14 protein-coding genes, 1 pseudogene and 1 riboswitch are annotated in these 22,927 nt (G+C 73.2%); of the genes and pseudogenes, 7 read left to right on the plus strand and 8 right to left on the minus strand.

What is annotated here, in order from left to right; all coding sequences use genetic code 11:
• Positions 1 to 23: 23 nt before the first annotated feature.
• Together FHU37_RS21485 and FHU37_RS21490 are read right to left on the minus strand one after the other, a co-directional pair.
• A complete protein-coding gene (locus FHU37_RS21485) occupies positions 24 to 1,133 on the minus strand; it encodes a sugar ABC transporter substrate-binding protein (protein ID WP_179812182.1) in 1,110 nt (369 codons plus the stop codon).
• 5 nt (positions 1,134 to 1,138) lie between these two features.
• Positions 1,139 to 2,791, minus strand: a pseudogene (locus FHU37_RS21490) (ATP-binding SpoIIE family protein phosphatase); the annotation flags it as partial.
• A gap of 565 nt (positions 2,792 to 3,356) precedes the next feature.
• Here FHU37_RS21490 and FHU37_RS21495 point away from each other — a divergent pair.
• Positions 3,357 to 4,670: a glycoside hydrolase family 10 protein gene (locus tag FHU37_RS21495; RefSeq protein WP_246451172.1), complete on the plus strand. Its 1,314-nt coding sequence runs from the start codon at positions 3,357 to 3,359 to the stop codon at positions 4,668 to 4,670.
• A gap of 279 nt (positions 4,671 to 4,949) precedes the next feature.
• On the opposite strand, the gene FHU37_RS21500 is transcribed toward FHU37_RS21495, so the two are convergent.
• The 4 genes from FHU37_RS21500 to FHU37_RS21515 form a co-directional block, all read right to left on the minus strand.
• Positions 4,950 to 6,752, minus strand: a complete 1,803-nt coding sequence (locus tag FHU37_RS21500) for a glycoside hydrolase family 18 chitinase (protein ID WP_312892706.1) — start codon at positions 6,750 to 6,752, stop codon at positions 4,950 to 4,952.
• Positions 6,753 to 7,106: 354 nt separating this feature from the next.
• Positions 7,107 to 9,908 carry a glycosyl hydrolase gene (locus FHU37_RS21505; protein WP_376773995.1) on the minus strand — a complete coding sequence of 934 codons (2,802 nt, stop codon included), beginning with the start codon at positions 9,906 to 9,908 and terminating at the stop codon, positions 7,107 to 7,109.
• 212 nt (positions 9,909 to 10,120) lie between these two features.
• Positions 10,121 to 11,998: a DNA helicase RecQ gene (gene recQ, locus FHU37_RS21510; RefSeq protein WP_179815758.1), complete on the minus strand. Its 1,878-nt coding sequence runs from the start codon at positions 11,996 to 11,998 to the stop codon at positions 10,121 to 10,123.
• Positions 11,999 to 12,142: 144 nt separating this feature from the next.
• A complete protein-coding gene (locus FHU37_RS21515; RefSeq protein WP_179815759.1) occupies positions 12,143 to 13,234 on the minus strand; it encodes a substrate-binding domain-containing protein in 1,092 nt (363 codons plus the stop codon).
• A gap of 273 nt (positions 13,235 to 13,507) precedes the next feature.
• Here FHU37_RS21515 and FHU37_RS21520 point away from each other — a divergent pair, with 273 nt between their 5' ends.
• The 3 genes from FHU37_RS21520 to FHU37_RS21530 are packed head-to-tail and all read left to right on the plus strand — an operon-like array spanning position 13,508 to position 16,727.
• Positions 13,508 to 14,875 carry an ABC transporter substrate-binding protein gene (locus tag FHU37_RS21520; RefSeq protein ID WP_179815760.1) on the plus strand — a complete coding sequence of 456 codons (1,368 nt, stop codon included), beginning with the start codon at positions 13,508 to 13,510 and terminating at the stop codon, positions 14,873 to 14,875.
• A complete protein-coding gene (locus tag FHU37_RS21525) occupies positions 14,872 to 15,816 on the plus strand; it encodes a carbohydrate ABC transporter permease (RefSeq protein WP_179815761.1) in 945 nt (314 codons plus the stop codon). The genes FHU37_RS21520 and FHU37_RS21525 overlap by 4 nt, the downstream gene beginning before the upstream one ends.
• The gene (locus FHU37_RS21530) at positions 15,813 to 16,727 is read left to right on the plus strand and encodes a carbohydrate ABC transporter permease (protein ID WP_179815762.1); all 915 of its coding nucleotides are present in this window, start codon (positions 15,813 to 15,815) and stop codon (positions 16,725 to 16,727) included. The genes FHU37_RS21525 and FHU37_RS21530 overlap by 4 nt, the downstream gene beginning before the upstream one ends.
• Before the next feature lie 73 nt (positions 16,728 to 16,800).
• Here the strand turns inward: FHU37_RS21530 and FHU37_RS21535 are convergent, their stop codons facing one another.
• Positions 16,801 to 17,109 (minus strand): YciI family protein, encoded by a 309-nt coding sequence (locus tag FHU37_RS21535; RefSeq protein WP_179815763.1) that lies wholly within the window; start codon positions 17,107 to 17,109, stop codon positions 16,801 to 16,803.
• A 111-nt stretch (positions 17,110 to 17,220) separates the two neighbouring features.
• Complete coding sequence (locus FHU37_RS21540) at positions 17,221 to 18,891, minus strand: glycoside hydrolase family 13 protein (protein ID WP_179815764.1); 1,671 nt, start codon at positions 18,889 to 18,891, stop codon at positions 17,221 to 17,223.
• Between the two features lie 438 nt (positions 18,892 to 19,329).
• Positions 19,330 to 19,443, plus strand: a riboswitch (SAM riboswitch).
• Between the two features lie 418 nt (positions 19,444 to 19,861).
• Here FHU37_RS21540 and FHU37_RS21545 point away from each other — a divergent pair.
• The 3 genes from FHU37_RS21545 (at position 19,862) to FHU37_RS21555 (ending at position 22,913) form a co-directional block, all read left to right on the plus strand.
• Complete coding sequence (locus FHU37_RS21545; RefSeq protein ID WP_179815765.1) at positions 19,862 to 20,401, plus strand: OsmC family protein; 540 nt, start codon at positions 19,862 to 19,864, stop codon at positions 20,399 to 20,401.
• Positions 20,402 to 20,482: 81 nt separating this feature from the next.
• Entirely contained in the window at positions 20,483 to 21,118 is a 636-nt protein-coding gene (locus tag FHU37_RS21550; RefSeq protein ID WP_179815766.1) for a VOC family protein, read from the plus strand.
• A gap of 133 nt (positions 21,119 to 21,251) precedes the next feature.
• Positions 21,252 to 22,913, plus strand: a complete 1,662-nt coding sequence (locus FHU37_RS21555; protein ID WP_218904107.1) for a TIGR04028 family ABC transporter substrate-binding protein — start codon at positions 21,252 to 21,254, stop codon at positions 22,911 to 22,913.
• Positions 22,914 to 22,927: the final 14 nt, after the last annotated feature.

Below are 22,927 nucleotides of genomic sequence, written 5' to 3' on the forward strand. Positions count from 1 at the left end.
CGGATCAGGTGGAGGCCTGGCCTTCAGTCGAGGAGTCCGGCCCGCTCGCAGGCGGCGACGAACTCGGGGGTGCAGATCTCGTCGGTGGTGTACATGCCGTCCGCGATGACGGTCTCCTCCACGGTGTCGCGGGTCAGCGGGAGCGGGTCGAGCAGGACGGCCGGGATGTCCTGGTGGGTGGCGGAGTCCGCCGTCCGCTCGGTGACGCCGGCCAGGTCCTCGCCGTTGCCGAGGGCGACGGCCATCTCGGCCGCCGCGTCGGCCTCCAGTTCGTAGGGCTTGTAGACGCTCATGTACTGGGTGCCGGCGATCACCCGCTGCACCGCCGAGAGCTCGGCGTCCTGGCCGACGACGGGCGGCAGCGACTCGGCCCCGGAGGCCTGGAGGGCGGCGATGGCGCCGGAGGCGATGCTGTCGTTGATGGCCAGCACGCCGGCGACGTTCGAGGAGCCGAGGTCGGCCATCGCCGCGTTCATGCTGGCGTAGGCGGTCTCCGGCCGCCAGTCGGCGATGGGGTACGACCGGGCGACCGTCGCCCCGGCCTCCTCCAGGGTGGTCAGCGCCGCCTTCTCCCGGTCGGTGGGCGCCCAGGTGGGGCGGGGGCTGTTCAGCATCACGATCTGGGCGCCCGGGGCCCGCTCGCCGAGGGCGTCGAGGAGGCCCTCGCCCTGGATCCGGCCGATCTCCTGGGCGTTGAAGTTGACGTAGGCGGAGACCGGCCCGAGGGCCAGCCGGTCGTAGGCGACGACGGGGATGCCCGCCTCCGCCGCGTCGGTCACCGCGGACCGCAGCGCGGCGGTGTCCACCGCGTCCAGCACCAGCACGTCGACGCCCTGTGTGATCATGGCGTTGACCTGCTGCTGCTGGGTCTCCACGCTGCTGTGGGCGTTGGCGTAGTCCACCGTGCAGCCGGCGCACAGCTCCGCGACGGCCTCCTCGAACAGGGGGCGGTCGAACATGTCGTAGCGGGCGGTCTGGGTGTCCGGGAGCAACAGGCCGATGGTCAGCTCCTGCGACGTCGCGGGAGCGCCGGCCGGGCCGGTGGACCCGTCGGCCCCGGCGCAGGAGGACAGGCCGACGGCGGTCGAGGCCGCGACCACGAGCGCGGCGGCGCCGCGCAGGCGGCTGCTCACGGCGGTCACCTCCTTCCGGTGCGCGTCACCCCCGCCGGCTCGGCGGCCTCGGCGGCGGGCTCCCGTGCCGGTAGGGCGATCTCCCCCCACACCTGCTTGCCACCGCTGAGCGGGACCGAACCCCATGCGTCCGAAAGAGCCTCGACCAGCAGGATCCCGCGGCCGCCGGTCGCCTCCCAGTCCAGGCTCGCCGGCTTGACCGGGGTGCGCGGCGAGGAGTCGCTGACGGCCACCCGCAGCCGGTCGCCGGTGAGCGCCAGGTCCAGCCGCACCGGGCCCTGGGTGTGCACCAGGGCGTTGGTGACCAGTTCCGAGACGACCAGCAGCGCGCTGTCCACCTCGTCCTCGACGCCCCAGGAGCGCAGCGTGCGGGTGGTGAAGCGGCGCGCGTGCATGACCGCGTCGGGCAGCCGCCACACGGTGGAGCTGGCCCGGATCGGCCGGACCTTCATCCCGTCGTAGCGCAGCAGCAACAGGGCCACGTCGTCGTCGCGCGGGCCGGCGCCGCCGAGCAGGGCGTCGGCCGTGCGCACGGCGTCGGCCGGGTCGGCGGCGGCCAGCGCCTCGCGCGCCCGCCGCACGCCCTCCTCCAGCGGGAGCTTCGATGACTCCACCAGGCCGTCGGTGACGAGGGCGAGGACGGTACCCGGCACCAGGCCGAGCGCCGCCATGGGGAACTCGGCGTCCTCCAGCACGCCCAGCGGTGGGCCGCCGTCGGTGGCCACCTCCTCGGTGCTGCCGTCCGGGTGCCGCAGCAGCGGCGGCAGGTGTCCGGCCCGGACCAGCCAGGCGCCGCCCTCCTCCATGTCGAGGTCGACGTAGGCGCAGGTGGCGAACAGGCCGGTCTCCATGCCGACGAGCAGGCGGTTGGCGTGCGAGAGCACCACGTCGGGCGGGTGGCCCTCCACCGCGTAGGCGCGGATCGCGGTGCGGATCTGGCCCATGATCGTCGCGGCGCCGGCGTTGTGGCCCTGCACGTCCCCGATGACCAGCGCGACGTGGCTGTCCGGCAGGGGGATCACGTCGTACCAGTCCCCGCCGACTTCCAGGCCCACCGTCGCGGGGAGGTAGCGGGCGACGGCCGTCGCGCCGGAGAGTGTCGGCAGGGTGCGCGGCAGCAGGCTGCGCTGGAGCATGGTGGCGAGCTCGTGCCGGGCGTCGAAGGCGTGGGCGCGGGTCAGGGCGCGGCCCACCACCGGGGCGGTCTCGGTCAGCCAGGACAGCGCCTGGTCCGGGACGGGCGGTCGGTCCCAGCCGACCAGGCACACGCCGGCGGTCCGCCCCTCGGCGGGGAGCGGCTGGACGGCCACACCAGCCGGGCCGATCGCCGTGAGGCCCGGGGGCGACCCGGTGCCGTCGGGCCACAGTCGCACCCGCCCCTCCCGGAGCGCGGCCCGGAGCTCGGGGAGGCTGGCGATCGGCACGTCGGCCCAGTCGGCCTGCCAGGCGGAACGCCACGGTCCGGGCCAGTGGGTGAGGTCGGGTGGATCGAGGTCGATCACCACGAGCCGTTCCGCCTCGAGTTTCGCCAGGGCCAGCCGGTCGGCCCCCAGCAGCTCACGCAGGCCGGCGACCGCCACGCGGCCGACGTCCCGGACGCTGGTGGCGTTGGCCAGCATGGCGGCCAGCCGCTGGAGCCGGTCGGTCTGCTCGGTGCTCGTCATCCCACCACCACCATCGCACCGCGGAAAGGTCCACGCACACTTGGGCCCCCAGTGATCGATTGCTCCGGGACGCGACGAGCGCCGGCGCTCCGGTGGCCGGCGGGCGCCGGGCAGGTGCGGCCGTCTCCTTGATAGCACCCCGCGCCCGCCCCTGGAAAGCTTTCGGGAAGGTTCTGACACATTCGCTGGGCAAGATGTGGATGCGCTCCCACTGTGCTCGAACGATGATGCATTTGCGCTGGTCAGCTGGGTGTCCCCAGCGGTAGGTGCGGGAGAGGGCCTTGGAAACGTTTCTTGAAACAAGTGTTGACGCCCCCTCATGACATGTCCATACTCCGATCAGTCGTCACCGCGCCGCGGCGGTCGCCCCCTGCTCCACGGGCCCTGCCGCGGCCCGTGACGGCCGCGAGTTGTCCATCCCAGCCACCGTTCCGGTGGGGCGCCGCCGGCGCCCCTGCCCGGTCCTCTGGAAAAAGGGGAAGCGATGATCAACGGCTCCTCCCGCGGACACGAACGTCCGCGCTGGAGATCACGCGTCCGTCAGGTGCTCACCACCGGCATGGTCGGCGTGCTCGCCGCGGCCGGCGTCGTCACCATGGCCGGGCCGGCGAACGCCGCCAGCACGCTTGGCGCCGCCGCCGCCGAGCAGGGGCGGTACTTCGGCACCGCGGTCGCCGCCCAGTACCTCGGCGAGTCCGGCTACGTCACCACGCTGAACCGCGAGTTCAACAGCGTGACGCCGGAGAACGAGATGAAGTGGGACGCGCTCGAACCCTCACGGAACTCGTTCAACTTCGCGGCCGCGGACCGCATCGTCAGCCACGCCCGCGCCCAGGGCATGCGGGTGCGGGGCCACACCCTGGTGTGGCACTCGCAGCTGCCCGGCTGGGTCGGCGGCCTCGGCGCCAACGACCTGCGCGCGGCGATGAACAACCACATCAACCAGGTGATGGGCCACTGGCGGGGCCAGATCCACTCCTGGGACGTGGTGAACGAGGCCTTCGTCGACGGCAACAGCGGCGCCCGGCGCAGCTCGCCGTTCCAGGACCGGCTCGGCGACGGCTTCATCGAGGAGGCGTTCCGCGCCGCCCGCGCGGCCGACCCGAACGCCAAGCTCTGCTACAACGACTACAACACCGACGGGATCAACGCCAAGAGCAACGCCGTCTACAACATGGTGCGTGACTTCAAGGCGCGGGGCGTGCCGATCGACTGCGTGGGCTTCCAGTCGCACTTCAACAGCGCCTCCCCGGTGCCCAGCGACTTCCAGGCGAACCTCCAGCGGTTCGCCGACCTCGGCGTCGAGGTGCAGATCACCGAGCTGGACATCGAGGGCTCCGGCACGGCGCAGGCCGACAGCTACCGCCGCGTGGTGCAGGCCTGCCTCAACGTGACCCGCTGCACCGGCATCACGGTGTGGGGCGTGACCGACAAGTACTCCTGGCGGGCCAGCGGCACCCCGCTGCTGTTCGACGGCAACTACAACAAGAAGCCGGCCTACGACGCGGTGCTCACCGCGCTCGGCGGCTCCAGCGGCGGCAACCCCGGCAACCCCGGGACCGGCGCCTGCACGGTGACCTACACCGAGACCCAGCGCTGGGGTGACCGCTTCAACGGGCAGGTCACCGTGCGCGCCGGGAACGCGCCGATCAGCGGCTGGACGGTGACCGTCACGGTGCAGTCGCCGCAGCGGATCTCGGCCACCTGGAACGGCACCCCCACCTGGGACAGCAGCGGCAACGTGATGACGATGCGCCCCAGCGGCAACGGGACCCTGGCGGCCGGCGCCTCGACGAGCTTCGGCTTCACGGTCATGGCGAACGGCAACTGGTCGGCCCCCGTCCTGGGCACCTGCACCGCCACGACCGCCTGACCACGTGACCGCCTGACCACGTGACCGGCTGGCCGGGTGACCGGCTGACCGCCGACCGGCCGATCGGCGAGCGTCCGATCGGCGACCGACCAACCGACGGGTCCCCGGCCGACGGCCGAGGGTGACGGCCGCGGCCGGGGACCACCCTCCGAGACGGGATTCGCCACCGGCTGCCGACGGGGCCCGGTGGCGAATCCACATCCGCCCGCGGTACCGGTCCGGCGAGTGCCGCCGCCGGACCGGTACCGGGCGGGAGCGTCCGGGCAACCGACCGGGGGACTATCCCAGGCCGTTGCTCACCGCGGTGGCCAGCTCGCCGTTGGCGGTGTCACCGCTGAACTCCCAGTAGAAGGCGCCGCCGAGGCCCTGGGCCTTGGCCCAGGCCATCTTGGACGCGATGGTGCTGGGCGTGTCGTAGCTCCACCACTGGGTGCCGCAGTGCGCGTAGGCCGTGCCGGCGACGGTGCCGGTGGCCGGGCAGCTGTTCTTCAGGACCTTGTAGTCCTCGATGCCCGCCTCGTAGGTGCCGGGCGCGGCGCCGGTGGCCGTGCCACCCGGGGCGGACTGGGTGACGCCGGTCCAGCCGCGGCCGTAGAACCCGATGCCCAGCAGCAGCTTGTCGGCCGGAACGCCCTTGGCCCGCAGCTTGGCGATCGCGTCGGCGGAGTTGAAGCCGGCCTGCGGGATGCCGCTGTAGGAGGTGAGCGGCGAGTGCGGGGCCGTCGGGCCCTGCGCCGCCCAGGCGCCGAAGTAGTCGTAGGTCATCACGTTGTACCAGTCGAGGTACTGCGCCGCGCCGCCGTAGTCGGCCGCGTCGATCTTGCCGCCGTCGGAGGCGTCCGCGGTGATGGCCGCGGTGACCAGGTTGCCGGCGCCGAACCGCTCACGGACCTCCTGCACCAGGGTGCGGAAGGCGGCCGGGCCGGAGGTGTCGCAGGTCAGACCGCAGGCGTTGGGGTACTCCCAGTCCAGGTCGATGCCGTCGAAGACGTCGGCCCAGCGCGGGTCCTCGACGAGCTGGTAGCAGGACTCGGCGAAGGCCTCCGGGTTGGCGGCGGCCTGGGTGAAGCCGCCGGACCAGGTCCATCCGCCGAAGGACCACAGGATCTTGATGTCCGGGTACATCTCCTTGAGCTTGCGCAGCTGGTTGAAGTTGCCGCGCAGCGGCTGGTCCCAGGTGTCGGCCACGCCGTCGACGCTGAGGTCGGCGGTGTAGGCGCGCTCGTAGTCGGCGTAGGAGTCGCCGATGGTGCAGCGGCCGTTCTGCACGTTGCCGAAGGCGTAGTTGATGTGCGTGATCTTCTCGGCGGTGCCCGAGGTGACCAGGTTCTTCACGTGGTAGTTGCGGCCGTAGACGCCCCAGTTGGTGAAGTAGCCGAGCTTGACGTAGTCGCCGGGCGTGCCGCCCCCGTCGTCGCCGCCGGTGGTGCGCACGCTGACCGGCGCGCTCGCCGGACCGGTCTGGTCGGCGGTGTCGCGGGCCACCACGGTGTAGCTGTAGGTGGTGCCCGCGGTCAGGCCGGTGTTGGTGTAGCTGGTGCCGGTGACCGTCGCGATCCGCGTCCCGCCGCGCAGCACGTCGTAGTTCTTGACGCCCCTGTCGTCGGTGGCGGCGGTCCAGCTCAGGCGGACCGAGGTGTTGGTGACGTCGCCGGCGACCGGGGTGCCCGGGGCGGACGGCGGGGCGTCGGTCGGCGTCGAGCCGTCGCAGGCGGCCCCGTTGATCCGGCAGTTGCTCGGGCTGCCGGAGCCCGTGCCGTTGAAGCCGAAGGTGGTGCTGGCGCCCGGGGCGAGCGAGCCGTTCCAGCTCAGGTTCCGGGCGGTGTAGTGGTCACCGCTGCGGGTGATGGCGGCGTCCCAGAAGGAGCCGACCGTGGTGCCGGCGGGGAAGTCCCACTCCAGGGTCCATCCCGTGATCGCCGTGGTGCCGGTGTTCCTGACGGTCCAGCTGCCGCCGAAGCCCGTTCCCCAGTCCTGCGTCTTGGTGAACGTCGCGGTCACCGTGGCGGCCTGGGCCGGGGCGGCCAGGCCGACGACGGCGGCGATCGGCAGCAGCAGTGCGGTGAGGACGGCGCTGATCACGCGCCGCGTTCTGGTGCGTCCTGGCGCGCCGGTTCTCGACGTGCCGGATCCTGATCTGCCGGATCCTGATGTGCCAGTTCTCAAGGGGGCTCCCCGAGTGAGGTTCTGACGTGCGGGCAACCTGCTCCGCCGGGTGGGCAGGTGCGTCCCTCGCCGCCCACCGCGGTCGTTTTGGAGCGTAGGAGTGGTCCAGACCACTGGTCAATGGTCTGGACCAAAGATGCCGTGGCGTCGACCAAACGAGACCTCCCGGACCCCCGCCGGCAACACGCGGCGCGGGCGCACCACGGGCGTGGCCCGGGTCCGGACGGTCGGTGCCGGACCCGGGCCACGCCGGGGGGTGCGCGTTGTGGATCAGTGGAACGGGATGGTGAGCGAGGAGGTCTGCTGCGCGGTGGCCCCGGCCCCGGTGCCGACCGTGCTGGGCCGGCTGCCCAGCGCGTTCCAGATCTCCAGCCGCACCGTGCCGCCGCTGAGGTTGCCCAGGCTCCCGCTGGAGCTGTGCAGGCCGACGGCCTGGGTGTACCGCTCCGCGCCGACCACCGGGTCGGTGGCGAAGTAGCGGTAGGTCTCCACCCGCTCGAAGGAGCCGTTGCCGGTGAGGTCGTAGGAGACCCGGACCTGCGGGGCCAGGCCGACGGTGGTCCCGGCGTCCACCAGGAACTGGAAGGCGGTGCTCGCTCCGGCGGTCAGCGTGGCGGTGACGCCGCGGGCCTCGTACACCAGCGGGTTGCGCGGCGTGCCGTCCGAGGTGCTGCCGTCGCCGGCCGGGATGGTGGCGGTGCCCGCCGCGCCGGCCGTGGTGGTCAGGGCCCCGCCGCCGCCCAGGTAGAACGGGCCCGCGCCGGTGCCCGGCTGGCCGGGGTCGGTGGTGCCGGCGCTGCTGGCGGTGGAGCGCGCCGGGACGGCGAGGGTGCGGCCGTCGGAGAAGGCCACCGTGATCGCGGAGCCGGAGAAGTTGTGCGCCACGTAGGTGCGGGTGCCGTTCTTGGTGAAGGCCGCGGCGGTGGGGATCGAGGCGGTCACCGAGGGGTCCGGGGCGCCCATGGTGTCCAGGGCGACGATCCACGAGTCGGTGTGCGCCTTGGACTCGCCCTGCTCCGGCGTGTAGGACTGCCAGCCGGCCTCCCACGCGGCCCGGGCGCGGGCCGGGTCGCCGACCGCCTGGAACTCCCACAGGATGTCCCGCCACTCCACGGCCGGCCCACCGTTGGCCGCCTCCATCTCGGCGATGTTGGCCCGGATGTCCGCCTGGAAGGCGCCCAGGTGCAGGGAACCGCCGGTGATCGGCAGCACGTTGATGCCGTGGATCTCCTCGGGGTTGGCGGTCCACCAGGTCGAGTAGGCGGCGCCGTTGCCCCAGACCATGCCGACGGTGCCGTGGCCGTAGTTCGCCGGGAAGACCTGCTCGTCGACGTCCCACCAGTACTGGCCGATGGCCGCCGACTCGGTGGTGAGCAGGTAGACGCCGAGGTCGCGCAGCTGGGTGTCGCCGGTGGCCTCGCCCCACAGCACCAGTCCGGCGGAGAAGTTGATGGACTCGGAGGAGGACTCCTGGTTGTTGCCGGCGGCGAAGCCCTGGTGGCCGGAGGCCCAGCCGTGGCCGGCGTAGGGGTCGAAGCCGCGCAGGAACGGGAAGAGCGGGTCGTCGCGGCGGGGGTTGTTGGCGTCGCGGACCAGCATCTCCAGCATGCCGCCCCACCGGCTCTCGGCGGCCCAGGCGGCGTCGTAGCGGGCCACGGTGGCCGCGGCCATCACGAAGTAGCCGTAGTGGAAGTGGTGGTCGTTCAGCTCGGCGTCGCTGCCGTAGCTGGCCGGGTAGCCGATCAGGGTGTCCCAGGTCGCGTTGTAGGAGAACTGGGCGCTGCCGCCGGCGGTGAACCACTCCTCCAGCCGCGACTTCAGGTGCCCGAGCAGGGTGTCCCGGCTGGCCGTGTCGCCGAGCTGGTCGGCGATCGGCACCACCTGCGCCAGGCGGCCGAGGTCCTTGCCGCTCCAGTAGGTGTCCGGGGCGTTCGGGAAGGGCGCGCCGGTCGCCACCTGGCGTACCAGCTCGCGCAGCCGCGCGGTGTCGTGGCCGCTGGTCAGCGGCATGTTCGGGAGCACCCCGGGGACCCGCTGGGTGGTGCTGAAGGAGCTGCCCGCGACCACCCGCATGGTGCCGCGCGGGGAGACGTAGCTGTGGGCGGTCGGCGTCTGGTCGGCGACCAGCCACTGGTGGCGGTAGAGCGCCATCATGGTGCCGGTGGTGGTTCCCTCGCGGGGCTGGGTGGTGACCGCGTAGGTGGTGCGCAGCCGGCCGGCGGCCTCGTCGTAGTCCCAGGAGACCCGGGTGTCGGTGACGAAGGAGTAGGCGTAGCGCTGGTAGGCGGCGAGCGCCGAGGTGTTCGGCAGGACGGCCACCGAGTAGTACGTACGGCCGCCCAGCGGGGCGGTGGCCACCGTGCCGGCCAGCGTCCAGTCGGCGCCGGTGGGCGCGAACAGGGCGTAGTGGTGGCCGTTCACGGTGATGCCGAGCACGTTGCCGTTGTCGGCCCAGACGGTCGGGGTGGCGACGAAGGAGACCTGGGCGGCGGCCCCGGCGGTGTCGGCGTAGACGAACGGCAGGCCGTGGCCCAGGGTGGCCCGGAAGGTGCGGGCGCCGTCGGCCCACTGCGCGGTGACCGTCCAGTCCGACCAGTCCGCCACCCGGGTGTCCGGGGAGTTCAGCCCCGGCACGCCGAGGGTGAGGTCCCGGGCGTGCGGGAACTCGTACTGCCGGCCGTCGCCGACGATCTGGTGCTGGGTCGGGTAGCTGATCTCCAGCCCGGAGGCCACCGCCTTGGCGGCCAGCGGGTGGGGGTACAGGTTCTCCGAGTAGGGGTTGCCGGCGTAGCGCTGGAAGGCGAGCGAGGACCACCAGTCGTTGGTGGGCACGGGCTCGGTGACGCCGGGGACCACCTTGGGGGCCACGGCCCGGCCGTCCGAGTTGGCCGGGCCGACGCCGGTGGGCACGTCGGTGGTGTAGCTGCCGGCGCCGACCGTGACGGTGGCGGCCTGGGCCGGGGCGGCCGGCGCGAGCACGCCGGCGCCGGTGGCCAGCGCGAGCAGCACGGTGGCCAGGACGGACGGCAGTCGCCGTCGGCGCGGCCGGGATCCGGGCGCATGAGGTGACACGGGGGACCTCCTGGGGAGGACGGGGTGACGGGCGGCGGCGGGACGGCGACCAGCGATGCGCTTTGGGAGGGTCGAAGCGCTTTTGAGGCTTTTTTGAAAACGTTCTCAAGCCGGAGCGTAGAAACCTGCTGAGTCCATGTCAATGCCTCGCGCGGGGAAGACCGCGCCCTCCCGGTTCCGCCGACGGCGGGCCGGGAGGGCGCGGGGCCGGCTCACTCCGCCTGGGCGAGGACGTCCAGGATCTGCTGCCCGTACTTCGCCAGCTTGTTCTCGCCGACGCCGCCCACCTGGCCGAGCTCGGCCAGGGTGGTGGGGGCGGTGTCGGCGATGGCCCGCAGCGTCGCGTCGTGGAAGACCACGTACGCCGGCACGCCCTGCTCCTTGGCGGTGCTCGCCCGCCAGGCGCGCAGCCGCTGGAACACCGCGGCGGCCTCCTCCGACAGGTCCGCGGGCGCCTCGCGGCGGGCCTTCCCGGTGGTGCTCCCGCCAGCGCCGGTCCCGCCGGCCGCCGCCTTGCCGCCGCGCCGCACCCGCTCCGGCTCGCGGCGCAGCGGAACCTCGCGCCGCCGCCCCAGCACCTCGCCGCTCGCCTCGGTCAGCACCAGCGTGCCGTAGTCCCCCTCGACGGCGAGCAGGCCCAGCGCGAGCAGCTGCCGGACCACCGCCCGCCACTCCGACTCGCCGAGCTCCTGGCCGACGCCGAACACGGTGAGGGTGTCGTGGTCGAACTGGATGACCTTGGCCGTCCTGCGGCCCAGCAGGATGTCGATGAGGTGCCCGGCGCCGAACTTCTGCCGCCGCTCGTGCTGCAGCCGGTACACCGTCGACAGCAGCTTCTGCGCGGCGATCGTGCCGTCCCAGGTGGTCGGCGGGGTGAGGCAGGTGTCGCAGTTGCCGCAGGGCTCGCCGTGCTGACCGAAGTAGGCGAGCAGCCGCACCCGGCGGCACTCGACGGTCTCGCACAGGGCGAGCATCGCGTCGAGGTGGGTCGCCAGGCGGCGGCGGTGCGCGTCGTCCCCCTCCGAGGACTCGATCATCTTCCGCTGCTGGACGACGTCCTGCAGGCCGTAGGCCAGCCAGGCGGTCGACGGCAGGCCGTCGCGGCCGGCCCGCCCGGTCTCCTGGTAGTAGCCCTCCACGGACTTGGGCAGGTCCAGGTGGGCGACGAAGCGGACGTCCGGCTTGTCGATGCCCATGCCGAAGGCGATGGTGGCCACCATCACCAGGCCGTCCTCCCGCAGGAAGCGCGCCTGGTTGGCCGCCCGGACGCCCGCGTCCAGCCCGGCGTGGTACGGCAGCGCCTCGACGCCGTGCTCCACCAGGAAGGCTGCCGTCTTCTCCACCGAGGAGCGGGACAGGCAGTAGACGATCCCCGCGTCCCCGGCGTGCTCGGTCCGCAGCAGCTCCAGCAGCTGGCGCTTGGGCTCCTGCTTGGGGACGATCCGGTACTGGATGTTCGGGCGGTCGAAGCTCGCCACGAAGTGCCGGGCGTCCTCCAGGTTCAGCCGCGAGGCGATCTCGGCGTGGGTGGCCGGGGTGGCGGTCGCGGTCAGCGCGATCCGCGGCACGCTCGGCCAGCGCTCGTGCAGGGCGGACAGGGCGAGGTAGTCCGGCCGGAAGTCGTGGCCCCACTGCGCCACGCAGTGCGCCTCGTCGATCGCGAACAGCGAGATTCGGCCCCGGTCCAGCAGGCGCGCCGTCGACTCCAGCCGCAGCCGCTCCGGCGCCAGGTAGAGCAGGTCCAGCTCACCGGCGAGGAAGGTCGCCTCCACGGTGCGGCGCTCGTCCGGGTCCTGGGTGGAGTTGAGGAACCCGGCCCGGACCCCGACCGCGCGCAGCGCGTCGACCTGGTCCTGCATGAGCGCGATCAGCGGGGAGATCACCACGCCGACGCCGTCCCGCACCAGCGCCGGGATCTGGTAGCACAGCGACTTGCCGCCGCCGGTCGGCATCAGCACCAGGGCGTCGCCGCCGGCGGCCACGTGGTCGATGATCTCCCCCTGGCCCTCGCGGAAGGAGTCGTAGCCGAAGACGCGGCGCAACACCTCCGACGTGTCGCGCGCGACGGGGCCGTGTGTGTCGGTGGCCATTGCTGGATTCTACGGCCCCCCACCGACCCCCCGAGGCCACCAACGACCCCCGCCCCCGCACCCTCCAGACCCTCGGGCCCCGGCCCCCGGGACCCGGGCCCTCAGGTCACCCGGGCACACCAACACCGCGAATCAAGCCAGAAATCATCCACCCCCACACGATTCCCGCACCGCCAGCGTCGGCCAGAGCTGCACCCGGTGCACGGGCCGCTCGGAGCCGTCGGCGAGCCGGGCCAGCGCGAGTTCGGCGGCGAGCGCGCCGAGCCGGCGCTTCTGCGGGCGCACGGCGGTGAGCGGCGGGTCGGAGGCGGCCGCGACCTCGTCGTCGTAGGTGACCACGGCCAGGTCGCCGGGCACGCCGAGGCCGCAGTCCCGGGCGCGCTCGACCATGCCGATCGCCTCGCGGTCGGAGTGCACCAGCATGGCCCGCACGCCGAGCCGCCCGCAGCGGCGCAGCACCGCGTCGTAGGCGGCGGCCCAGCCCGGCGCGCCGTAGCTGGGCACGTCGATGTCCAGCTGTTCGTGGCTGGGCAGGTCGAGCGAGGTGACGGTCTCCCGCCAGCCGGAGCGCAGGGCGACGCTGGTGGGGCTGGACCGCGAGGTGATCAGGGCGATCCGGCGGTGTCCCTGGGTGACCAGGTGGCGGACGGCGAGCCCGGCGCCGAGGGCGTGCGCGGTGGTCGCCGCGTCCAGGGCCAGGGTCGGCAGCTCGGCGGGCGGGAGGCGTTCCACCAGCACCACCGGCACGGAGAGCGCGCCGAGCCAGCGCAGCAGCTCCACCCCGGCCTGGCCGGTGGTGGTGGGCGCCACCAGGAGGGTGCGCACGCCGCGTTCGAGCAGCTTGGAGACCTGCCGGCGGTCCTCGGCGGGGTCGTAGCTGGAGGGGCGCAGCACCAGTCGGCCGCCGGCGGCGGACACGGTGGTCTGCGCGCCCTGGATCACCGAGGGCCAGTAGTAGTCCACCGAGGGGACGACCATGCCGACCAGCGCCCCGCCCGGTACCGGCCCGAAGGGGGAGCGGTGGCCCTCGGTCGGGTCGGCGGGGCCGCCGCGGTAGGGCAGGGTGATGCCGCCGTGCACCCGGCGGACGAGTCCGCGGTCGGCCAGGGCGGTGACGTCGCGGCGCACCGTCACGGCGGTGACGCCGAGCTGTTCCACCAGGTCGGCCAGGCGCACGGTGCCGTGCTGGCGTACCGCGGCGAGGATGATCTGCTGCCGTTGGGAGGCCAGGGTCATCGGGCGTGCTCCGTCCTGGCCCGCGTGGGGGCGGGCACGTCGTCGGGTGGGGTGGGGCCGGTCGCGCGCACCGCCGTGACCAGCGGGTCCCGCGGCCCGGTGGCGTGCGGCGGGCGGCCGAGCCGGGCGCGCGGCGTGCCTGGGCCGGGAACCGGATGACTCCACACCACTTTCGCTCCTGATCGTTTCTGATCGAATTCCTTCAGAGTTGTTGACTTCGAACTATGGCACAGGTTGGAGTGACGGACACCACCCGCTCAGGAGGAAACACACGTGCTTCGCACATCAGTCAGCGGTCCCGGCGCGAGCCGCGACCCGGACGGGCGAGCGGCCCGCCCGTCCCGCCGCGCACTGCTGCGCGCCACCGCCGGCGCCTCGGCCGCCGCGCTGCTCACCGGCGCCCTGACCGGCTGCGCCCGACCGGCCTCCGCCTCCCGCCCCGTCACCGTCCGCATCTGGTCGTGGCTGACCGGCATGGACCGCTACGTCGCCGCGTTCAACGAGTCGCAGTCCGACGTGCGGGTCGAACTGTCCGTGATCGCGGCCGGACTGTCCGGCGGGTACGCCCAGCAGACCAACGCCATCCGCGCCCACAACGCGCCGGACATCCTGCACGTGGAGTACCAGGGCCTGCCGCAGATCCTGCTGACCGGTGGCCTGCGCGACCTCACCGACGACCTGGCCGACCTGGCCGACGGCTACTCACCGGCCGCCTGGCGGGCGGTGCGGCCCGACGGCCGCACCTGGGGGATCCCGATGGACCTCGCCCCGATGGCCCTCTACTACCGCAAGGACCTCTTCGACCGCCACGGCATCGCGGTGCCCGCCACCTGGGAGGAGTTCCGGGGCGCGGCCGAGGCCGTGCGGGAGGTGGACCGGGCGGCCCGGATCACCACCTTCCCGCTCAACGACGGCTCGTTCTTCGCCGGGATGTCCTGGCAGGCCGGCGACCCCTGGTGGCGGATCCACGACGGCGCCTGGCACGTCGGCGTCTCCGGCGAGGGCACCCTGCGCACCGCCCAGTACTGGCAGGAGATGATCGCCGGCGACCTGGTGCGCTCCGGCGGAACCGGCACCCAGGACTGGATCGCCGGCATGCACGAGGGCCGGCTGTGGGGCCTGCTCGGCGCCTCCTGGAGCGTCGGCACGCTGAACAAGTCCATCCCCGAGGACACCGGCCGCTGGGCCGTGACCACCATGCCCACCTGGGACGGCGTGCCCGCCAACGGGATGCAGGGCGGCACCGCCTTCGGGATCTCCGCCGAGAGCGAGGTGCCCGAGGCGGCGCTGACGTTCCTGCGCTGGCTGTCCACCGACCCGGCCGTGCCGCGCATCGGATCCACCTTCACCTCGCCCTTCCCCGCCTACCTGAGCAACCGCGAGGTCGCCCGCGAGTCCTACCGCGGCGGCTACTTCCTCGGCGACCCGGTGTACGACGTGCTGGACGAGGCCGCCACCCGCGTCCCCGAGTGGACCTGGGGCCCCAACGCCCTCGGCCTGTTCTCCACCGTCGTGGACGCCTTCGGCGGTGTGCCCACCGGCGACACCACCCTGCCCGACGCCGTCCGGCGGGTGCAGTCCGCCGCCGTGGCCACCATGCGCGAACGCGGACTCGCGGTCGTCGAAGGGAACGCGGCATGACCGTCCTCGCCCCGACCCCCGGTACCCAGGCGGGAGGCCGGACCGCCCCCGGCGCCGCCTCTCCCGCCCCCCGCCGCCGGCGCCGCCGCGGCCTCGCCGGCCTCGCCCTGGCCGCCCCCTTCGCGCTCCTGCTGATCGGCACGGTGCTGGTCCCGATCGGCTACGCCTTCTACCTCAGCCTGTTCACCGAGCGGCTGTCCGGCCTGGGCTTCGACGGACCACGGCAGGTCTTCGTCGCCCTGGAGAACTACTGGCGGGTGGTGAGCGACGGCGCCTTCCTGGCCAGCCTCGGCAACGTCGCCCTCTACGCCCTGGTGCACATCCCGCTGATGCTCGGCGGCGCCCTGCTGCTGGCCCTGCTGCTGGACTCGGCCACCGTGCGGCTGCGCCAGATGTGGTCGCTGGCGGTCTTCCTGCCCTACGCCGTGCCCGGCGTGATCGCCGGCCTGATCTGGGCCTACCTCTACAGCCCGAACATCGGCCCGCTCAGCGCCGTGCTGCCCTTCGACCCGCTCGGCCGCTCCGGCGTGCTGTCCTCGATCGTCAACATGGCGACCTGGCAGTGGATGGGCTACAACATGATCATCTTCTACACGGCGCTGCGCGCCGTCCCCCGGGAGGTCCTGGAGGCCGCGCAGACCGACGGGGCCGGGCCGATCCGCCAGGCGCTGTCCATCAAGATCCCGATGATCCGCTCCAGCGCCTTCGTCGCCCTGGTGTTCACCGTGATCGGCTCACTGCAGCTGTTCACCGAACCGGTGGTGCTGCGCACCTTCACCGGCGCCGTCACCAGCACCTACACCCCCAGCCTCTACGTCTACGAGGCCGTGTTCATCAGCAACGACTACGGACGCGGCGCCGCCGCCTCGCTGCTGCTCGCGATCGCCTCCGCACTGCTCTCCGCGCTCGTCATGCGCCTGTCCGCCCGGAGGTCCCGATGAGCGTGACGACCCCCACCGAAGCGCCCCGCGCCGTCCCCGGCCGCCGGGGGCCGGCCCGCCCCGGCCGCGGCCCCGGCTCGCGCTGGACCTCCACCGGCACCGTGCACGCGCTGCTGCTGCTCGCCGCGCTCTACAGCGTGCTGCCGCTGGTGTGGCTGTTCAACTCCTCCACCAAGTCGATGGCCGACTTCTCCACCACCGGCGCGTTCGAGCTGGCGGACTGGAACCTGTGGACCAACCTTGGCGACCTGTTCGCCGAGGAGGACGGCGTCTTCCTGGCCTGGGTGCGCAACTCCCTGCTCTACGCCGGCCTCGGCGCCCTGCTCGGCGCGCTGATCTGCACCGCCTGCGGCTACGCCATCGCCAAGCTGGACTTCCCCGGACGGCGGGCGCTGTTCGCCGCCACCCTCACCGGCGTGCTCGTCCCCACCACCGCGCTCGCCCTGCCGCTGTACCTGCTCGCCTCGCAGCTGCGCATCGTGGACACCTTCTGGGCGGTGTTCATCCCGCTGCTCACCAACCCGTTCGGCGTCTACCTCGCCCGCGCCTTCGCCGAGTCGGCGGTGCCGGACGAGGTCCTGGAGGCCGCCCGGATGGACGGCGCCGGCGAGCTGCGCACCTTCCTCACCGTCGGGCTGCCGATGATGCGCTCCGGCGCCGTGACCATCGTGCTGTTCCAGTTCGTCGGCATCTGGAACAACTTCTTCCTGCCGCTGGTCATGCTCACCGACCCGCGGCTGTTCCCGATGACCCTGGGCATCTACCAGTGGAGCTCCCGGGTGAGCCAGTTCCCCCAGTACAACCCGCTGGTGATCACCGGTTCGCTGCTGGCCGTCGTCCCCCTGGTGCTGGCCTTCGTGCTGCTGCAGCGCCAGTGGCGCACCGGGCTGGCCGCGGGCAGCGTGCGGTGACCCGGACGCGCCCGGCGCCGTGACCCGCGTGGTGGTCACGGCGCCGGGCGCGCGGTCGTCCGCGCGCCCCGGGTCAGGCCCGCGGCGCGGTCATCTCCGGGGCGAGCCGGCCGAGCACCGGGGTCCACTCGCGGACGGTGACGTCGGTGACCAGCCCGAGCCGGCGGAACGGGTCGTCCTCCGTCACGGCCAGCGCCTCCTCCTTGCTCTCCGCGCCGATCAGCAGCAGCGCGCCCGGCGCCTCACCGGCGGCGAACGGGCCCGAGCAGAGCAGGATCCCCTTCTCGGCGAACGTGCCCAGGTAGGCGCGGTGCGCGGGGCGGTGCTCGTCCCGCCCCGCGCTGTCGTCGGTGTAGGTGTAGGTGACGGCGAAGACGGGCATGGGGTCTCCTCTCCCGGGCGGATGGCTGTCCGAAGCGTAGCCACCGGGCCGGGGAGCCCGGCGGGCGGTGCCGTCCCGCCCGCCCTCGCCCCCCGCCCTCGCCGCGCGGGCTCAGTGCGAGCGGAGCCAGACGGTGGTCTCGGCGGGGAGCTCGCGTCCGTCGCCGAGCGGGGCGCTGCTGATCAGCACCTCGCCCGGGGGCAGCGGGCGCGGCGCGGTGCCCAGGTTGGCGACGCAGTGCCAGCCGCCCGCGCGCTGGAAGTGCAGGAGGTCGTCGTCGGGATCCTGCTCGGTGCTCACCCAGGTGAGCTCCTCGTCCTGCAGGAGCTTGCGCCGCAGCCGCAGCGCCTCGCGGTAGAACTCCAGGGTGGAGCCGTCGACGCCGTCCTGCGCCTGCGCGGACAGTTCGCCGAAGAACGGCGGCTGGGGCAGCCAGCCGGCGGCGTCGCCGAAGCCGTGGGAGGGGCCGGTGGTGGTCCAGGGCAGCGGCACGCGGCAGCCGTCGCGGCCCTTGAGCCGGTGGCCGGTGCGGGCCCACATCGGGTCCTGGAGCACCTCGTGGGGCAGGTCGGCGACCTCGGGGAGTCCGAGCTCCTCGCCCTGGTAGAGGTAGGACGAGCCGGGCAGGGCGAGCATCAGCAGCGTCATGGCGCGGGCCCGCCGCAGGCCCTGCTCGTGGTCGACCGGCGGCCGGGTGCCGCCGCTGAGCAGCCAGGCGTTGTGGTCGGTGCCCTCGGGGAGGGCGTAGCGGGAGGCGTGGCGGATGACGTCGTGGTTGGACAGCACCCAGGTGGAGGAGGCGCCGGCCCGTCGGCTGGTGGTGAGCTCCAGGTCGATGACCGAGCGCAGCGCGGGGGCGGAGAAGGGCGCGCGGAGGAACTCGAAGTTGAAGGCCTGGCCGAGTCCGTCGGGGCTGGAGTAGGCGGCGCGGCGCTGGTGGCGGACCCAGGCCTCGGCGACCGCGACCCGGGGCGGGTCGTAGGTGTTGAACACCGCGCGCCACTCGCGGAAGATCTCGTGGACCTCGTCGCGGTCCCACAGCGGGTGGCTGCCGTCGTCGTAGCGGCCGTCGATGTCGTGGCTGTGGCCCTCGCCGAGGTCGCGCAGGGGGTCGGCGAGGTCCTTGGCGAGGCCGTGGGCGACGTCCACGCGGAAGCCGTCGACGCCCCGGTCGGACCAGAACCGCAGGGTGGTCAGGAAGTCCTCCCGCACCTCGGGGTTGTTCCAGTTGAGGTCGGGCTGCTCGGGGGCGAACAGGTGGAGGTACCACTGGCCGTCGGGGACGCGGGCCCAGGCGGAGCCGCCGAAGACGGAGACCCAGTCGGTGGGCGGCAGTTCGCCGTGCTCGCCGCGGCCGTCGCGGAAGACGTAGCGCTCGCGGGCGGGTGAGCCGGGCGGCGCGGCCAGCGCCTCCCGGAACCAGACGTGGTCGTCGGAGGTGTGGTTCGGCACGATGTCGACGATGACCTTGATGCCGAGGCGGTGGGCGCCGTCGACCAGGGCGTCGAAGTCCTCCAGGGTGCCCAGGCGGGGGTCGACGTCGCGGTAGTCGGCGACGTCGTACCCGCCGTCGGCGAGGGCCGAGGGGTAGAAGGGGCTGAGCCAGATCGCGTCCACGCCGAGCGCGGCGAGGTAGGGCAGGCGGGAGGTGACGCCCGGGATGTCACCCAGGCCGTCACCGTCGGAGTCGGCGAAGCTGCGGGGGTAGACCTGGTAGACGACGGCCTGCCGCCACCAGTTGGCGTCGGGGTTCGAGGGCCGGGGGGAGGACTGGTCGGTCACGGAGCATCCTCGTGGAGTGGATGTGTGGGGCCCGGTGGCGCGGCGCTCAGCGTCCGCCGCGCCGGCCGTCATGGGGCGCCGGCCGCGGGGGTGACGGCGGCTCGACCTCTTCCCGCGCCGCTCCCTCGAACCCGGACACCGCCCATGGCAGCGCTTGCAAGCTATGGGCTGGCGTGTCGGCGTGTCAACGGTGCATTTCCCTGCTGGCGCCAGGTTGTGTCCGAGATTGACGCGATGGCAACGCTGCCGTTCCGATCCGATGATCCGATCATCGAAGTGCCCCCCGCGCCTGCCGCGTGGGCATGCCCGACGGCACGCGCCCGCCACGGGCCCCGGCGGGGCGCCGTCGAACGGCGCGTGGACCACCTGGTGGACGGTGATGTCCGCCATGTGGCCCGCAGTTGACCCGGCCTCGGGCCGTCGTTTAGCTTCACCGCAGGTCAAGAGCACCAGCGCCAAGCCCCGGCTCGCTGGTCGGCAACCCTCGCTACGCGGTGGGGTGCCCCGGGTGACGACCGGGCCGTGTTCGAACGAACCCGGCAAGCGCGTACGTCAGGAGCCCACGTGAACAGGATGTGCCCGGCACCGGTGAAGTGCTTCGCCGACCTGGCGACCCGTCGGCTGCACGTGGACCTGATGCTGGTCTCCGCCGCCGCGTGTCGTCGCGGCTGACCCTTCCGGCACACGCGTCCCTCCGGACGCACCTGCCCGTTCTGAATCACTCGTCCCTTCAGGCTCTCTGAGTCCCCTCGGCGTCGCGACGCCCACCGGTCGCCTTCCGGTGCGCGCCGCGGCCGGGCCCGCCACCCGCGCCGCACCGCCTGCCGGCGTCGTCCGCGCACGCCCCCGGCGGGTCCGGCCGGTATCGGCGGCCCGGGACGTCGGCCGTCGCCGGCGCCCGTGTCCGGCGCCCGCCCCCCCCGTGACGGCCTCGGGAGTCCGCTCGTTCCCCCAGGAAGGAACGTCCACCATGTCCACTTTGCGGGAGTACCTCCTCCAGAAGCGGGACGCCCTCCTCGCCCGCCGCGAGCAGGCCAGGGCCGCGGGCTACCCCGCCCACGAGATCTCCGCCCGGGTCACCGCCGAGGGGCGCAGCGGCGTCCGGCGGATCCGCATCCGGCAGTTCCAGCTCATCAGCGACAGCCCAGCGGACTTCGCCGGCTACGACCTCGGCCCGACCTCCCCGGAGTCCCAGCTGGGCGTCCTCGGCAGCTGCCTGACCCACATCTTCCTGATCAAGGCGGCCGAGCTCCAGGTGCCCCTGGACTCGCTGGAGGTCGAGGTGCACGGCGTGGTCGACCCGCGCGGCGGCCTGCCCGAGTTCCCCGACGTGCCGGTGGAGGTGCACGGCCTGCGGTACACCGTGACGCTCTCCTCGCCGGCCACCCCCGCCGAGCTGGAGCACCTGCACGCCGAGGTGGAGCGGGTGTGCCCGGTGCTCAACCTGCTGACCAGGCCGCAGACGATCAGCGGGACGCTGGTCAACACCGCCGCCCTGGACGCCGCCTGACGGTGCGACGACACCGCCCCGCCCGGCCGTGGCCACGGCCACCGACCTTCGCACCGCACCGCGACGAGGAGTGACTGATTCATGACAGCGACCATCGAGCCGACGCTGGACCACCTGGTCTACGCCGTGCCGGACCTCCAGGCCGGCGTGGAGGCCGTGCACCGGGCCACCGGCCACCGCCCGGTGGAGGGCGGCCGGCACGTCGGCAAGGGCACCCGCAACTACCTGCTCGGGCTCGGCGGCGCCGCCTACCTGGAGATCATCGGGCCCGACCCGGAGCAGACCGAGCCGGAGGGCCCCCGGCCCTTCGGGCTGGACCGGCTGCTGGCCCCGCGGCTGGTCACCTGGGCGGTGGCCCCGGCCGACCTCGACGCGACGATCACCGCCGCCCGTGACTCGGGCTACGACCCGGGGGACCCCGTGCCGATGGGCCGGCGCACCCCCGCGGGCGACCTGCTTCAGTGGCGGCTGACCCCCAGTCGCGTGGCGCACGACGGCCTGGTGCCGTTCCTCATCGACTGGGGCACCACCCGGCACCCGGCGTCCGGCGACCTGCCGGTCGTCGAACTGCTCTCCTTCTCCGCCATCCACCCGGACCCCGCCGCCCTGCGCGCCGACCTGGCCGCGCTCGGCGTGCGCCTCGACGTCACCGGCGGCCACGCCCCCGCGCTGACCGCCGTCGTCCGGGGCGCGGACGGCCCGGTCACCCTCACCTGATCCGCCGTCCGCCCCTCCCCGTCCGGATCCCCGGCCGAATCCCCCTCCGGATCCCGTCCGTACGGCACGCACCACAAGCCCCACGCACCACAAGCCTCACGCACCACAAGCCCCACGCACCCCAGGAGTCACCGTGAACCGCGCGAAGAGAACCGGGAACAGGCTCGCCGCCGCCCCGGCCCTCAGAACGGGCGCCGCCGCCCTCGCCCTGGCCGGCCTGCTCACCGGCTGCTCCGGCGGGGCCGCCGGCACCGGCGCCGACGAACCCGCCGGCGAACCGGTCTACGGCGGCACGCTCACCTACCTCGAATACCAGGCGCCCACCTGCCTCTACCTGCCGGCCGCCGGCTTCTATCCGAACGGCGGCCTGCTCAACCAGCTCACCGACAAGCTGACCTGGCAGAACCCGGACACCCTGGAGATAGAGCCGTGGATCGCGGAGTCCTGGGAGATCAACGACGAGGTCACCGAGTACACCTTCCACATCCGTGACGGGGTGACCTTCAGCGACGGCACCCCGCTGGACGCCGCCGCGGTCGCCGCCAACTTCGACGTCTACGGCCTCGGCAACGAGGAACTGGGCCTCACCCCGGCCGAGTTCGTCAACAACTACGACCACAGCGAGGTCGTCGACGAGAACACCGTCCGGTTCCACTTCGACCGGCCGTCCCCCGGCTTCCTCCAGGGCACCTCGGTGATCGGCGCCGGCCTGGTCGCGCCATCCACCCTGGCCCTGCCCTACGAGGAGCAGTGCCAGCTGAAGAACGTGGTCGGCTCCGGCCCGTTCACCGTCGCCAACCACATCGTCGACAAGCAGATCGACCTGGTGGCCCGCGAGGACTACGACTGGGCGCCGCCCTCCTCGGAGCACCAGGGACGCGCCTACCTCGACAGGATCGAGATCATCGTCACCCCCGAGGACAGCGTCCGGGTCGGCGCGCTGACCTCCGGACAGGCCGACTACGTCCGCTACGTGCAGGCGTTCGACGAGCCGACCGTCGAGGCCGCCGGATACGAGCTGTACGCCGAGCCCACCCGCGGGGTGAACAACGGGCTGTACCTGCGCCCGGCCAACCACATCCTGGCCGACGTCGACGTGCGCCGGGCCCTCCAGGCCGGCACGGACGCCCGGGAGGTCGTCGAGACCATCTTCACCGACAGCTACCCCGTCGCCACCTCGGTGCTCAGCCACCTCGCCCAGGGCTACGTCGACCTCTCCGCCGAGCTCGCATACGACCCGGAGCGGGCGAACGCCCTGCTGGACCAGGCGGGCTGGACCACCCGCGGCGCCGACGGCATCCGGGTCAAGGACGGCGAGCGGCTCTCGCTCAGCGTCTTCGTCGCCGGTGCCCAGCCGCTGTCCAAGCAGACCCTGGAGCTGGTCGCCCAGCAGTGGTCCGAGATCGGCGTGGAGTTGCAGATCAAGCCCGCCGACGCCGGCTCGATGGCCGTCGACATCCTCGACCCGGAGAAGACCCCGCTGGTGCACTCCATGGTCGGGCGCGCGGACCCGGACGTGATCAAGAGCCAGTTCCACACCGAGAACCGGGACGCGCTGCTGTCCAACGACGCCACCCTCGACCAGCTGCTGGAGGAGCAGTCGGCGCTCGCCGAGCCCGAGGCCCGGCTCGCCAAGGTCGGCGAGATCCAGCGCTACCTGGTCGACCAGGGGTACGCCATCCCGCTGTTCGAGGAGCCCCAGGTGTACGGCGCCGCGCCGTACGTCGAGGGCGTCGACTTCGAGGCCGTCGGCCGACCGAGCTTCTACTCGGTCTGGCTGTCCAACCAGGACTAGGGGAGTGACGGCGG

The organism is Allostreptomyces psammosilenae (assembly GCF_013407765.1).
Lineage (GTDB): Bacteria > Actinomycetota > Actinomycetes > Streptomycetales > Streptomycetaceae > Allostreptomyces > Allostreptomyces psammosilenae.